We start from the raw sequence: 15,039 nt of genomic DNA on the forward strand, positions 1-15,039 counted from the left end.
CATGGCAAAGGAACTTCAGGGTTTAAGAGATAAGATTGATTCAGTTGATAAGCAAATGCTGGATCTACTTGAGCAGCGACTTAAGTTGGTCGAAGAAGTCGGGGAGGTGAAGAGTGAACATGGCCTTCCTATCTACGTACCAGAGCGAGAAGCAGCAATGTTGGCGTCGCGCCGACAAGAAGCTCAAAAGCGAGGCATACCACCTCAACTTATTGAAGATATCCTACGCAGAGTCATGCGAGAGTCCTACGCTAGTGAAAAAGACTCAGGGTTTAAATGTTTAAACCCTGACTTAGGTGACGTCGTCATTATCGGTGGTAATGGTCAGCTAGGTGGCTTATTTAAAAAGATGTTTGATCTTTCTGGTTATAAGGTCAAAGTCTTAGGCAGTAAAAATTGGCACGAAGCGGATGCTCTGTTTAAAAATGCAGGGCTGGTGGTAGTCACTGTGCCAATCAACAAAACAGAGTCAGTGATCGCTAAGTTAGACAACTTACCGCAAGACTGTATTTTGTGTGACTTTACTTCTATAAAAGCGAAGCCACTACAGGCTATGCTCAATGTGCACCAAGGGCCTGTTGTAGGTTTACACCCAATGTTTGGCCCTGATGTACCAAGCCTTGCAAAGCAGGTGATTGTGCATTGTGATGGGCGAGGTGCAGAGCACTATCAATGGTTGTTACAACAGTTTTCAATCTGGGGAGCGAGTCTTTGCCCGATGGAGGCGGAACATCATGACCATGGAATGACGCTTATCCAAGCATTACGTCACTTTACGTCATTTGCATACGGTTTGCATTTGAGTAAAGAAAATCCAAATATTGATACTTTGCTTAAACTGAGTTCGCCAATTTATCGTCTTGAACTGGCGATGGTAGGCCGATTGTTTGCTCAAGATCCTGATCTCTACGGTGACATTATTTTATCTTCCGAAGAGAACGTTGAGATGATAAAGCGTTTCCACGCTCGATTCGGTGAGGCACTGACTCTACTGGATAAGCACGACAAATCTGCATTTATCGAACAATTTAATTCAGTGTCAGATTGGTTTGGTGATTACTCACAACAATTTATGAGTGAGAGTCAAACTTTGCTTAAACAAGCCAATGACTCCATTCAAAGAGACAGTTAATCTTAAATCAGTTTCAGACAGTAAAAAAGGTCGCATATTGCGACCTTTTTGCTATTGGTAAGAAACGGGTTACTTCACTACTCGCTTGTACTTAATGCGATGAGGTTCAGCCGCTTCTGGGCCCAGAGTCTTCTTCAGCCATTCCATATATTCGTTGTAGTTCCCTTCGTAGAAGTTCACCTGTCCCTCATCACGGTAATCGATGATATGAGTGGCGATACGGTCAAGGAACCAACGGTCATGCGAGATCACCATTGCACAACCAGGGAACTCGAGTAGAGCCTCTTCTAGTGCACGCAGTGTTTCAACATCAAGGTCATTGGTTGGTTCATCGAGAAGGAGTACGTTGCCCCCAGCTTTTAGCAGTTTTGCTAAGTGAACACGGTTACGCTCACCACCAGATAACTGACCAATTACTTTTTGTTGATCTGAGCCTTTAAAGTTAAAGCGTGAGCAGTAAGCACGCGCTGGAATTTCAAAGTTGTTGATCTTGATGATGTCAGCACCTTCTGAGATCTCTTGGAACACAGTTTTGCTGTCATCCATGCTATCGCGGAACTGTTCAACGGATGCCAGTTTCACTGTTTCACCAAGCTCAATGCTGCCAGAGTCTGGTTGCTCGCTGCCGCTGAGCATTTTGAATAGTGTGGATTTACCGGCACCGTTCGCGCCGACAATACCGACAATAGCGCCTTTTGGCATAGAGAACGAAAGATCATCGATAAGCACACGGCCGTCAAATGATTTGGTCAGGTTCTTAACTTCCAAGACTTTGTCACCTAGGCGTTCACCAGGTGGGATAAAGAGTTCGTTGGTTTCGTTACGTTTTTGACGATCGCCACTTTGCAGTTCTTCAAAGCGAGCCATACGAGCTTTAGATTTAGATTGGCGACCTTTAGGGTTTTGACGAACCCATTCCAACTCTTTCTCGATGGTTTTTTGACGAGCACTTTCTTGAGACGCTTCTTGCTGTAGACGAGCATCTTTTTGCTCAAGCCAAGAAGTATAGTTACCTTCCCATGGGATACCTTCACCACGGTCAAGTTCTAAAATCCAACCTGCTGCGTTGTCTAGGAAGTAACGGTCGTGCGTAATCGCCACTACGGTTCCTGTATAGTCAACGAGGAAGCGCTCTAGCCATGCTACAGACTCGGCATCCAAGTGGTTGGTCGGTTCGTCTAGTAGTAGCATGTCTGGTTTTTCAAGTAACAGACGACAAATGGCCACACGACGACGCTCACCACCCGAAAGGTGTTCAATTTTTTGATTCCACTCAGGAAGACGCAGTGCGTTGGCCGCGCGCTCTAGTGAGTTTTCAAGGTTGTGGCCGTCTTTCGCTTGAATTAATGCTTCCAGCTCGCCTTGCTCTTTAGCGAGAGCATCAAAATCAGCATCTGGTTCTGCGTAGGCTGCATACACTTCATCTAAACGTTTCATGGCGCCAGCTACATCAGAAACCGCTTCTTCTACGATTTCACGTACGGTTTTCGACTCATCTAATTTCGGCTCCTGTGGTAGGTAGCCTACATTTAGTCCTGCTTGTGGACGAGCTTCGCCATCAATATCAGTATCGATACCGGCCATGATGCGTAAAAGCGTTGATTTACCTGCACCGTTTAAACCCAATACGCCAATTTTTGCGCCTGGGAAAAAGCTAAGGGAAATATCTTTAAGGATTTGACGTTTTGGTGGCACGATTTTGCTCACCCGAGACATGGTATAGACGTATTCAGCCATTACCTAGAGATCCTGTGTTGTGTGGGGGTCTACAGACCCTAGAGACAAAGCCTTATTTTATACTATGCAATCCATTTTTGTTACCGTATGTGGCGCAAAATCTTGAGTTGTTGAAACCCTAAATAGTAATTTACCTGATTCTTACAAATATCATCATTTGTTGCGTATTATGAATATAAGAAAATACATTATAAGCATCGCCACAAAGAGAGACGCATGTCAGTATTGATTAAATGGTTAGGAGTTGGGATTGGGGTGGTGTCACTCTCTGTCTCAGCGATGACACTCGAGCAACAAAGAGAGACCTATGATCAGGCTCAAACTCTAATTACCAACCGGGACATTCCGCAGTATCAGGTACTAAGAAAACAGCTTGATGATTACCCTCTGACCCCTTATCTCGATTATCGTATTTATATGCTTGATCTCGATAAGCGAACTCCCACAGAGGTGGAGCAATACATAAAAACTCATCATCAATACCCGTTCTCTCAATCTATTCGAGGCGCGTATTTAGATGCTTTGGTCAAGGCCAAAGATTGGCAAGGTTTTTATCATTTTCAACCGCAAAAACCACGTATGCAAAGCTATCAGTGCAGTTATTATTTTGCACAGTATCAAATGGGGAAAACGGTCGACGCCTTTAAAGGGGCATCCAAGTTATGGCTAAGCGGTTCGAGCATTGCGAAAGAGTGTAATGAACTTTTCAAAGCTTGGGACGAAGCTGGGCTACGTAAAGACACCTTAATATTGCAACGAATGGGGCTGGCGTTTTCTAGTCGTAACCGAAGTTTGCTTAACTACCTACAAGATTTGCCAGAATCTGAGCAAGCAAAAGCCAATGCGCAAGCCATTTATCAGCTTTATCAGGATAATACTCAAATAGCGTCATTCGCCACCTCTCAAGCCCGCTCGGCACTGAATAAGAAAGTGGCTATGGCAACCTTAAAGCGCATTACCTATCAAGATGCAAACCCGCAATTGGCGATTAGCGTACTTGATGAGGTCGCTAAAGCTCAGCAATTCACCGACAAAGAATACCAAGACAGCGCGGATTATATTGCCTATAGCTTAATCAATACGGATGATACTAAGTTAGCCAAATGGCGTGATGACACGCTATTAAAGAGCCACAACCCGAAATGGTTAGAACGCCGAGCGCGTTTGGCTATTCAACATCAAGATTGGCAAGGACTCGATACTTGGATTGAAAGATTACCTAGCAAAGAGAAAAACTCGAAGCGTTGGCAATATTGGAAAGCACGCGCTCAAATTGCTTTGGGGCAGGTGAGTGAGGGTAAGAGCCGTATGCGAGCTCTTCTTGGTCATCGAAGTTTTTACAGCATTGCTGCTGCTGATTATTTAGAACAGCCTATTCAATACAACACCTTAATGCCAACGCAACAAGATGCCTCTATCGAGGGATTCTCTACCTCGTTGGCTCGTATTAAGGAACTTATCGCGGTCGACAAAATTACTGCGGCAAAACGTGAGTGGCGTTGGCTGTTAGCCCGTTCTAGCTCGGAGCAAAAAAAGCTCTTAGCCCAATATGCAGCGAAGCATCATTGGAACCATCTATTAGTCATGGCTACGATTGAAGGCAAAATGTGGGATCACATCAGTTTGCGCTTCCCTATTGCGCATCAGTGGTGGTTTAACTTCTATGCCAAGAAACACGACGTTGATCCTATTACTTTGATGGCGTTGGCTCGACAAGAAAGTGGCTTGGATATTGACGCTCAATCCCCGGTTGGTGCGCGAGGTCTAATGCAGATTATGCCGAAGACGGCCGCTTCTACAGCTAAGAGCTATAACATTGAATACAGCGGTGCTGATGACTTGTTTGATGTGAGTAAAAATATTGAGATAGGCAGTCAGTATTTAGCGGGCTTGTTAGACGATTACAATGGAAATCGAGTGCTGGCTTTTGGCGCGTATAATGCCGGTCCTAATCGAGTGCAACTGTGGCGTGAAAGAACGGGGGGTAAGGTTGATGTGTATTCTTATATTGAGTCAATTCCGTTTAAAGAGACTCGAGGCTACATTAAAAATATCTTGATGTTTGAGGTGTATTATCGCGATATCTTAAATAAAAAGGGGCCATTTTTATCTGACTTAGAGTCTGAAATGAAGTATTAATAAGAGAGTTTTAGAGAATAAGCAGACACGTTATGAACCCAATAGATCAAGAGTGGCAAAAACTACTCGTCACTATCGCTAAAGCCGCTGAGCAAGATGAGCATCAAACATTGTTGTCAATCATGCTGACACCCGACGAAAAAGAAGCGTTAGTGACTAGAGCGAAAATACTGCATAAGTTATTGAATGAATCTTGTTCACAACGGCAGATCAGTCAAGACTTAGGGGTAGGGATAGCAACGGTGACTCGAGGTTCAAACGAGTTAAAAGGGCGTTCAGAAGAAGAGCAACAACTTGTTTCTCGTCTTCTGAAACCTTTTATCGAATAAAATTAATGGAATAGATCCAGACGTGAATTTAAAAGGCGTCTGGATTATTGAAAGGAATCAGCGCCAAAATCAGTGCTTGATGGTAAACACTACTGCGGCTTAAACGGTTGTTGGTCAATATTCCAATCGCGCCGCCTTTTTGTTTGATATTGGTGGTGCCATACATTTCATCCATCGCATGACCCAACTCTTTTCCTTGCCTGACTAAATCCAGCACTTTATTGGGCAGCATAAGGCTTGATGAGCGTGATTCACCGTGTACAGTTTCGGACTCAATAATCATCCATGCAAACGTTGCATTTCCTTCAATACCGGCTTCTAGACCCACATAGTATTGCGCATCATTGATCACTTGCTTAGCGTTGTTTACTCGAGTCTGAGCACCGAGTTTAGTCTCTTCATTAGACATGGGTTGATCGCGTACCCCACTAGCAACACTCACACCTTCAAAATGAAACGATTGCTCTGGAAATACTTCACAAAAAGCACTTTCTACCGCTTTGATCTTGGCCGGGTTTAAAGACGCTACGATAACTTTTTTCATCTTTAAGACATTTTTACATGAGTAGGTTTAATGTTCTCACTTGGGTAACAGCCGAGTACTTTTAGATAACGAGTAATTTTCACCAGCTCGTTGATCGCAGACTGAGCGGCGCTAGAGTTTAAGTGTGTCTCTAAATCCATGTAGAACATCTCTTCCCAAGGGTTCCCCATAATAGGACGAGATTCCAGTTTCGTAATATTGATGTTGTGGCGTTGCAGTACTAATAAGGTTTCCACTAGTGAGCCCGCCTCTTGTGAGGTAGACATAATCAATGTGGTTTTCGCTGGAATTTGATCAGAAACGCTGAACGCTTTACGTGCTACGACGATAAATCGGGTATGGTTTTCTGTTTGGTTGGCAATGTTGCCTTGCACGTTTTGTAAGCCATACAACTTGCCACTCAGCGCATTACCAATCGCCACAGCATCAGGACGGTTGAGTTCTTTAACTTTTAACATTGCATCAGCAGTGCTGGCGCAAGTTTCCAGTGTCGTGCCTTTTAGGCGGCCTAAAAAGTCACTGCATTGCTGATGTGGCTGAGGGTGAGAATAGATGGTCTTAATCTCTTCTAAGCGTACATCTTCAGTAGAAAGTAAGCAGTGCTCAATCGGTTGAGACAGCTCACCTACAATATACAAGGTTGTTTGCTGCAGTAAGTCATACACTTCATTGATAGAACCTGAGCTGGTGTTTTCTATTGGCAATACACCATAGTCAGCATGACCGGATTCAACCGTTTTAGTCACCTCTTTAAAAGACTCACAATTAAGTTCAATCAGATCTGTATTGCGACGGCTAAAGTAGTCTTGACTGGCTAAGTGGGAATAGGACCCCTTGGCACCAAGGAAGGCAACACGCGCATGGGGCTTGCGTTGCAAGGCAGGGTTAACCAAGTTTTGCAGGTAAGCCTGTTGCAGTAATACTGAATCTTCAATGATGGTGTAAAACACCTTCGTGATGTATTCCGCATCCAGTTGGTATTTTTCTTTGCCATTATTGATGAGCTTAACCAACAGTTGTTGTTCTCTATCGGCATCTCTGACTGGCTTTGACGTCTCCACTTTGCTTTTCGCTACTTCTAAACTCAAATTACGACGTTCAGAGAGTAAACTGAGTAGTTTATCATCAAGAACATTGAGGCGATTGCGAATATCGTCGAGAGAAAGTGGTGTTTCAGCCATTCCTAATTCCTTTAAATGGTGATTGCAAAGAGAGTTATAGATCACAATAAGCTATGGCGGGAATTAGGGTCAAGCAAAAACAGCGCCAAAAGGGCGCTGTTTTTTATAAGTTAGATTTTAGGTTGGCTTAATTAAGCTTCTTCGACGATAGGCTCTTCTGGTTCAACAGGAGCGTCTGAGTGGCTGGCACGTCTTGCTTCTGGTTTATGACGAAGCTTATTGAGTTGTCGTTCCAATTTTTGTTCAACTTCGTTCACTGCGACGTATAAGTCGGCATGAACGGCGGAAGCAACTAATTGCCCTTTCGGTACACTGATGACAGCTTCAAATCGTTTATTTTTATTAGGCTCTTCTTGGAAGCTCGCATGACAACCAATAATATCGACTTGCCATTTTTCTAGTTTTTTAAATTTCTCTTCAATGTGAGAGCGAATTGCAGAGGTAATTTCAATGTTTTTGCCAGTAATATTCATTTTCATATAGTGCGTTTCCTCTGTGTAAAACAATCTTCGTTAGGTTCAGATTACGACTTTGATAAAAAATATTTGCGACTAGGATCACGTTAATCAGCCATTGAAAAGTTGGACCGAATGTTTGTGATTTTTTGCATAGGTTTGCAAGAAAATCCTTGCCGATACGTGTATTTAATGTCAAATTTGAATGGATAAAGGCACTTCGAGTTACTGACTCTGAGTGCCTTTTTTATGCGTGTCTACTGTATTTTGAGCGTATTGGTTCGATTATCAGTAAGTCAATTTATTTAGTCTGATGTATCGAAGATCAATTGCACTGGACTTATTTGTTGATTTAAATCGCTGTGCAATTCTTCTCGCTCACTTTGGATCTCTCCAAGTTGTTTATAAATGGTGTAATAGCGATTGATATTCGCCACGTATTGCACGGGCTCCCGACCTATATTTCGACGGGCTACAATCTCGACATTATTAAACCAAATATTGTGGTCGTACCCTTGCTTTAGTGCCAAAGCTCGCATTCTGCGTATTTTGGCCGGCCCTGCATTGTATGAGGCAAGGCTGAAGTAAACCTTATTGCTTTCATTGATATCAGGGTCACTAAAGTACCTATCGTGAATAAACCTCAGATACTTAGTTCCAGCATGAATGTTGTTTTCCACTGGTTTGATATTAGGAATGTTGATATAGGGGTCTTTTGCTGTGGCGGGGAGGACTTGCATTATGCCTACCGCACCTCTGTGCGATACTTTACTATTGTCTAAACCTGACTCTTGGAATGCTTGTGCTGAAAGCATCACCCAATCAATTTGATATTCTTGTCCATAGCGTTCAAATAGATTCGATAAACTTTCTAATTTAGCCATTTTTTTCGGATTTAATGCACGGGTTAACCAGCGTGTATCTTGCAGGTACTTCTTATAAATGACATTCCCCAGTAACGTGCCTTGTTTGGCTGTTTTTAAGTAGCCATTGATGACTTGCTTAAACTCAGGGTTATTATGGCGCAAAGCCCAAGCGATTTGTGCATCACGACGGATAGGGAGTTGCTCATGAACTTGAATGTTCTTCATTACATTTAGCCATAAGCTCGCTTTGTGACTGTCAATGATCGTTGCGGCAATCAAACCTTGATTGACCAGTTCAACCAACTCCAGATCTTGTAAGCTTTCCTGAACAAAGTTCACCCGCACTGGAATGTGTCCATTGCTAGAGAGTTGTTTATTTAAGGCTTGAATGCTTTCAAAGTAACTAGAGCTTGCCCGGATCCACACTTCCGTACCACTGACTTGCTCAGCTGAAGTGATCGGTTTATGAGATTTGTGGGTTAGGAATAACTCATTGACTCCAGTGAGGATAGGAGTACTAAAATCGACAACTTTTTTACGTTTGTCGGTGATGGTTAGATTGGCAATGGCAACATCGCCTTGTCCATTATTTAAAGCATCAAATAGCGCATCGCGAGTGACAGGTATGATTTTTACCCGCATGTAAGGATGCTTTTTTTTCAAACTGAGCTCAAAGTGATGAAGTTGCTCGGCAATAATCCCCTTTGGCCGGCCTCCTTCAACGTAGTAAAAGCCCAGATCAGCGGCTACAAGAGCACGGACTACGCCCTTCTCTTTGATAACCTTATAGTCACCAATATAGGTATTTTTTTGTATTGGAGACAGTTCAAGTGCTTGTGTCGGTAAAGACAGCAGAGCAGAGGCAAGTAGCCCAATAATAAGATTTTTCATACAACATTCCGTGTTGGTTTATGAAAAAGTGGTCGAAGCACCACAGCGAGATGTTAAATATTTAACATCTCGCTTCTTAAATTTAACACTTAAAGCGGATTTAGCTCAATCAGTTTTTCTGTTCGAGCAACGGCATCGTCCAAATTAAGTTCTTGATAGGCGATAAGTTGTAGGCGTAATGATTTGCGTGCAGCTTCTGTATCCGGGTAACTGCGTTGGATTTCTTGACAGCGATTAATTGCTGCAATCCAAGCTTTACGGCGAATGTAAAAATCCGCAGTAGCGTAGTCATACTCAGAAAGACGCTTCTTCAAGGCAATCATGCGTTGTTCAGCATCTTCGGCATAGGCACTGGCTGGGTAACGTTGTAATAAGCGTTTGAAGTCAGAAAAAGCTTGCTTTACAGGTTCAGGATCTCGATCGGAACGATCAATATTGAACAAGTCATGCAAAAAGTTTCTATCTTGCGCCATATGAGTTAAACCGCGCATATATAACACCCAGTCTGATTTTTCATGAGTGGGGTTTAAGCGAGTGAAACGTTCAATGGTGGCCAATGCCAACGGGAGCTCATCATTTTTGTAGTACGCATAGATAAGATCCAGCTGTACTTGCTCTGAATACGGGCCAAACGGATAGCGAGAGTCTAGTGCCTCTAGCTTTTCTACAGCAGACGACCAAGAGCCAGCTCGGAGTGAAGTCTGAGCATCTGCATACAATTGTGAAGGTGGTACATCGGGTACAATGTCATCGCTACTGCTGCATCCGAAAAGCAACATAGCAGACAAAAGGCCGACTAGAGTTTGATGTTTCATATTAAAACGTGAAGCCATGCTCAATTAAATTATTTCCTAGGTTGCCGTTACAATCGGCGAGTAAGCAGATACAATAACGGAAACGCTTATTTTTTCATATAAACAAGCATTAGTCCCACTGTTTTTTAAAAAGTTAGATATGGCCCAGCAGATAGAATTAAAAAGTACCGTAAAAGAGAGTCAACTAGGTCAACGCCTAGACCAGGCCATCGCAGAATTGTTCGATGAGTTTTCCCGTTCGCGTTTAAAAGAATGGTTACTCGCCGGAAAAGTCAGCGTTGATGGTGCCGTTGTCACAAAAGCTCGCGTTAGGGTAATGGGTGGTGAGGACATTGTTGTTTTGGCAGAAATCGAAGATGAAGAACGATGGGAAGCTCAAGACATCCCTTTAGACATTGTTTATGAAGATGAAGATCTGTTAGTGATCAATAAGCCTAGAGGTTTAGTGGTTCACCCAGGTGCGGGTACTCCAGACGGTACGGTATTGAATGCATTATTGCATCATTACCCTCAAATCGCTGAAGTACCACGTGCAGGTATCGTGCATCGTCTTGATAAAGACACCACAGGTTTGATGGTAGTGGCTAAAAATGTCCCTACTCAAACTCGTTTAGTGCGTACCTTGCAAAAACGTCGTATTACTCGTGAATACGAAGCAATAGCGATTGGTAAAATGACCGCGGGTGGCATGGTTGATAAAGCCATCGGACGTCACTCAACCAAACGCGTCTTAATGGCTGTCAGTGAATTCGGTAAGCCAGCAATCACCCACTATCGTGTTGCTGAGCGTTTCCGTGAGCACACACGTATTCGACTACGTCTAGAAACAGGCCGTACTCACCAAATTCGTGTGCACATGTCTTACTTACAACATCCACTGCTAGGTGATATCGCTTATGGTGGTCGTGCACGTATTCCAAAAGGCGCAACAGAAGAACTGACCACGATGATCCGCAGTTTTGATCGTCAGGCTCTACACGCGGTTATGCTGAAGTTTGTGCATCCAACAACAGGCGAAGAAATGCAATTTCATGCTCCTGTTCCTGATGACATGATTGAGATGGCTGAAGCGCTGCGCCAAGATATGCGCGACAACTACGAAGACGAATATTAATCATGAGTTACTTGCATCCCAATTGGAACGTAGCAAATTGCGTAAAGTCCATTAGCTCCACTCGCAAAGGTGGCTTTTCTGTGGGCGATTTTGCCAGTCTCAATTTAGGGATGCATGTTAATGATGATCCGGTTACGGTGCAGAAAAACCGCGATCATCTCGCTCAATTAAGCAATATGCCGTCACCTCCTGTATGGATGAATCAAACTCACTCCACAACAGTGGTTGAGTTAACCGAGCCAACGACCGAAACTATCGAAGCTGACGCGCTTGTAACTTCAGTGCCGGGTGTAGTGTGTAGCGTTATGACCGCGGATTGTTTACCAGTATTATTTGCCAGTGCTGATGGAACACAAGTAGCCAGTGCACATGCTGGTTGGCGCGGCTTAGTGGGAGGGATTTTAGAAAATACCTTGAGTCACTTTGCAGGCCCTGTCGTCGCTTGGATTGGCCCAGCCATTAGTTTGGATGCTTTTGAAGTGGGCGATGAAGTCCGAGAGCAGTTTATCCAAATCAACAGCGATGATGCGATCGCGTTTCATCAACACAAACCGGGTAAGTGGATGGCCGATCTTCCTCTATTGGCTAAATTACGATTACAAAGAGCAGGTTGCGATCACATCTCGCTATCTGGCTTATGTACTTACCAAGATCAAGAGCGTTTCTTTTCCTATCGCAGACAAGCCTCAACAGGTCGTCAATCTAGCTTTATTTGGATTGAATAACACATTCTCTTTCTTTCATAACACTTGAAATTAGCGCCAAAAGCACCCATATGATCAGTATACCAATCATGAATTTACAACGGTTGGTACTCTAGTCATCAATTGCTCTCAGGAGGCCAATATGCGTTATGATCGACTAACTGGCAAATTTCAAGCCGCCCTTTCAGATGCCCAATCCTTGGCTGTAGGTCGAGATCATCAATACATAGAACCTACACACCTCTTATTATCTCTACTGGATCAAGAGGGGGGAAGTGTAAGGCCGCTTTTAACAATGTTGAAAGTCGATCTCGTTCAATTGCGTGCACAACTTTCTGATAAGTTAAACCACTTCCCTAAAGTCAGCGGTATGTCTGCTGATGTGCAGGTGTCTTCTGCGCTGACTAAATTACTGAACCTGTGTGATAAATTTGCGCAAAAACGCAATGATAGCTATATCTCTTCAGAGCTATTTTTACAAGCCGCAATTAACGACAGTAGCCAACTTGGACCAATGCTGAAAGCGCAAGGGGTTACCGAGAAGAAAATCATCGATGCCATCGAAAAGATCACCGGTGGTCAAAAGGTCGATGATCCTAATGCAGAAGATCAAAGACAGGCACTCAGCAAATACACTATTGATCTGACTGAACGTGCCGAGCAAGGCAAACTCGACCCTGTTATTGGTCGTGATGATGAGATTCGTCGCACCATTCAAGTATTGCAACGCAGAACCAAAAATAACCCTGTGCTTATCGGTGAACCCGGTGTGGGTAAAACCGCTATCGTTGAAGGCTTAGCACAACGAATTATCAATGACGAAGTCCCTGAAGGACTAAAAGGACGTCGAGTTCTTTCTTTAGATATGGGGGCACTGATTGCAGGTGCTAAATATCGCGGTGAATTTGAAGAACGTTTAAAAGCGGTGCTTAACGAACTAGCCCAAGAAAATGGCAATATCATTTTGTTCATTGATGAAATGCACACCGTCGTGGGCGCAGGTAAAGGCGACGGCGCAATGGATGCCGGTAATATGCTAAAACCGGCTCTAGCGCGTGGTGATTTACACTGCGTGGGCGCAACAACACTGGATGAACATAGACAATACATCGAAAAAGATCCGGCACTGGAACGTCGTTTCCAAAAAGTGCTGGTGGATGAGCCTAGTGTTGAAGACACCATCGCTATTTTACGTGGTTTAAAAGAGAAGTATGAACTTCACCACCATGTTGATATTACCGATCCGGCGATCGTAGCGGCGGCCACCTTGTCACATCGCTATGTGTCTGATCGTCAGCTTCCTGATAAAGCCATCGATTTGATTGATGAAGCGGCGTCTTCTATTCGTATGCAGATCGATTCAAAACCGGAAGCGATGGATAAACTCGATCGTAAAATCATCCAATTGAAAATGGAGCAACAAGCGCTCAATAAAGAAGATGATGATGCCAGCCGTAAACGGGTTGCCTTGATCAACGAAGAGTTATCAGACAAAGAACGCCAATATGCTGAGCTAGATGAAGTATGGACAGCAGAAAAAGCCTCACTATCTGGCACGCAAGATATCAAAGCTGAACTAGAGCAAGCTCGTTTAGACATTGAATTTGCCCGTCGAGCAGGCGATCTGAATCGTATGTCTGAATTGCAATACGGTCGTATTCCGGATTTGGAAAAACAGTTGCAGTTAGCCTCTGATGCAGAGCAAAAAGAACTGACCTTACTGAAAAACAAAGTAGGGGATGCAGAAATTGCCGAAGTGCTATCCAAACAAACCGGTATTCCGGTCGCTAAAATGTTGGAAGCAGAAAAATCCAAACTTTTGCGTATGGAAGAAGATCTACACCAAAAAGTGATTGGTCAAAACGAAGCGGTAAGTGCGGTGGCCGATGCCATTCGCCGTAGCCGAGCGGGATTGTCCGATCCAAACAAACCGATTGGTTCTTTCTTATTCTTAGGTCCAACTGGGGTAGGTAAAACCGAACTGTGTAAAACATTGGCTCACTTCCTATTTGATAGTGAAGAGGCAATGGTGCGCATTGATATGTCAGAGTTCATGGAAAAACATTCTGTGGCTCGACTAGTGGGCGCGCCTCCGGGCTATGTTGGTTATGAAGAAGGCGGTTACCTTACTGAAGCAGTAAGACGTCGTCCTTATTCTGTTATTTTGCTTGATGAAGTAGAGAAGGCGCATCCAGATGTATTCAATATTTTATTACAAGTATTAGATGATGGACGCTTAACTGATGGGCAAGGTCGTACTGTTGATTTCAGAAACACCGTATTGATCATGACGTCTAACCTAGGCTCAACAGAAATCCATGCAGGATTTGGTGAAAGCTCATACGCTCAGATGAAAGAACAAGTGATGGATGTGGTGAAAAACCATTTCCGCCCCGAGTTCCTAAATAGAGTGGATGAAAGTGTGGTATTCCATCCATTAGCACAGAAACACATTCGCAATATTGCGTCTATTCAGTTGCAAGCATTGGTAGAACGTTTGGAAGCGAAAGATTACCCAATGTCTATTAGTGATGAAGCATTGGATAAAATTGCGCAAATTGGCTTTGATCCTGTTTATGGGGCAAGACCACTAAAACGTGCAATCCAACAATATGTTGAAAATCCATTAGCTAAATCACTACTTTCTGGGAAATTTGTACCAGGACAAGTGATTGAGTTAATGGTTGAAGGCGAGGACATCGTAGCGAAACAAAGCTAATGACGCTTATTATTCGCTTATAAAACCGACGAAAACGGTTGCTTTGATTGAAAAACAGGCAACCAAACAGTTTTATTTAAAAAACTGCATTTTAGGGGTTGTCAGGGGGCGTTTTATTCTTATAATGCGCCTCCGTTGTCACGATAAACTTCGCTGACAACAAGTGGTGCTAAAAAGATGAAATGATTAATAAAAAGTGGTTGACACTGATAATTATCTCATTAGAATACACCACTCGCTCAAAGGGGTAACCCTTGAAAGCAAAGCTCTTTAACAATTTAAACCTATCAATCTGTGTGGGCACTCGTTGATGATAATCGAAAAGATTTATCAATGAACTGAGTGACCAATTTGATACTTCGGTATCGAGCACAGTCAATTCATTATCGTTCTCCTTTCTATATGAAAAGAAT

12 protein-coding genes are annotated in these 15,039 nt (G+C 43.4%); 6 read left to right on the forward strand and 6 right to left on the reverse strand.

Features of this window, described 5'->3' with window-relative positions; all coding sequences use genetic code 11:
• Position 1: 1 nt before the first annotated feature.
• The gene (gene tyrA, locus VEZ01S_RS12685; RefSeq protein ID WP_021714444.1) at positions 2-1,132 is read left to right on the forward strand and encodes a bifunctional chorismate mutase/prephenate dehydrogenase; all 1,131 of its coding nucleotides are present in this window, start codon (positions 2-4) and stop codon (positions 1,130-1,132) included.
• Positions 1,133-1,201: 69 nt separating this feature from the next.
• Here the strand turns inward: tyrA and ettA are convergent, their stop codons facing one another.
• Positions 1,202-2,869, reverse strand: a complete 1,668-nt coding sequence (ettA, locus tag VEZ01S_RS12690; protein ID WP_021714445.1) for an energy-dependent translational throttle protein EttA — start codon at positions 2,867-2,869, stop codon at positions 1,202-1,204.
• A 216-nt stretch (positions 2,870-3,085) separates the two neighbouring features.
• Between ettA and sltY the strand changes: the two genes are divergently transcribed.
• Both sltY and trpR read left to right on the forward strand, forming a co-directional pair.
• Entirely contained in the window at positions 3,086-5,008 is a 1,923-nt protein-coding gene (gene sltY / locus VEZ01S_RS12695; RefSeq protein WP_021714446.1) for a murein transglycosylase, read from the forward strand.
• A gap of 32 nt (positions 5,009-5,040) precedes the next feature.
• Positions 5,041-5,337, forward strand: a complete 297-nt coding sequence (gene trpR / locus VEZ01S_RS12700; RefSeq protein ID WP_021714447.1) for a trp operon repressor — start codon at positions 5,041-5,043, stop codon at positions 5,335-5,337.
• Between the two features lie 28 nt (positions 5,338-5,365).
• Here the strand turns inward: trpR and yjjX are convergent, their stop codons facing one another.
• The 5 genes from yjjX to bamD form a co-directional block, all read right to left on the reverse strand.
• Positions 5,366-5,881 (reverse strand): inosine/xanthosine triphosphatase, encoded by a 516-nt coding sequence (gene yjjX / locus VEZ01S_RS12705; RefSeq protein WP_021714448.1) that lies wholly within the window; start codon positions 5,879-5,881, stop codon positions 5,366-5,368.
• 2 nt (positions 5,882-5,883) lie between these two features.
• A complete protein-coding gene (gene pheA, locus VEZ01S_RS12710; protein ID WP_021714449.1) occupies positions 5,884-7,062 on the reverse strand; it encodes a prephenate dehydratase in 1,179 nt (392 codons plus the stop codon).
• A gap of 131 nt (positions 7,063-7,193) precedes the next feature.
• Positions 7,194-7,541 carry a ribosome hibernation-promoting factor, HPF/YfiA family gene (gene hpf / locus VEZ01S_RS12715; protein WP_021714450.1) on the reverse strand — a complete coding sequence of 116 codons (348 nt, stop codon included), beginning with the start codon at positions 7,539-7,541 and terminating at the stop codon, positions 7,194-7,196.
• A 281-nt stretch (positions 7,542-7,822) separates the two neighbouring features.
• A complete protein-coding gene (locus VEZ01S_RS12720) occupies positions 7,823-9,274 on the reverse strand; it encodes an MltF family protein (protein WP_021714451.1) in 1,452 nt (483 codons plus the stop codon).
• An 89-nt stretch (positions 9,275-9,363) separates the two neighbouring features.
• Complete coding sequence (bamD, locus tag VEZ01S_RS12725; protein ID WP_040890888.1) at positions 9,364-10,089, reverse strand: outer membrane protein assembly factor BamD; 726 nt, start codon at positions 10,087-10,089, stop codon at positions 9,364-9,366.
• Positions 10,090-10,228: 139 nt separating this feature from the next.
• Here bamD and rluD point away from each other — a divergent pair, with 139 nt between their 5' ends.
• From rluD to clpB, 3 genes are all read left to right on the forward strand, one after another.
• A complete protein-coding gene (gene rluD / locus VEZ01S_RS12730; protein WP_021714453.1) occupies positions 10,229-11,203 on the forward strand; it encodes a 23S rRNA pseudouridine(1911/1915/1917) synthase RluD in 975 nt (324 codons plus the stop codon).
• 2 nt (positions 11,204-11,205) lie between these two features.
• Entirely contained in the window at positions 11,206-11,928 is a 723-nt protein-coding gene (pgeF, locus tag VEZ01S_RS12735; RefSeq protein ID WP_021714454.1) for a peptidoglycan editing factor PgeF, read from the forward strand.
• A gap of 121 nt (positions 11,929-12,049) precedes the next feature.
• Entirely contained in the window at positions 12,050-14,626 is a 2,577-nt protein-coding gene (gene clpB, locus VEZ01S_RS12740; protein ID WP_021714455.1) for an ATP-dependent chaperone ClpB, read from the forward strand.
• Positions 14,627-15,039 lie beyond the last annotated feature (413 nt).

The sequence above is a fragment of the Vibrio ezurae NBRC 102218 genome (assembly GCF_000467185.1).
Classification (GTDB): Bacteria; Pseudomonadota; Gammaproteobacteria; order Enterobacterales; family Vibrionaceae; genus Vibrio; species Vibrio ezurae.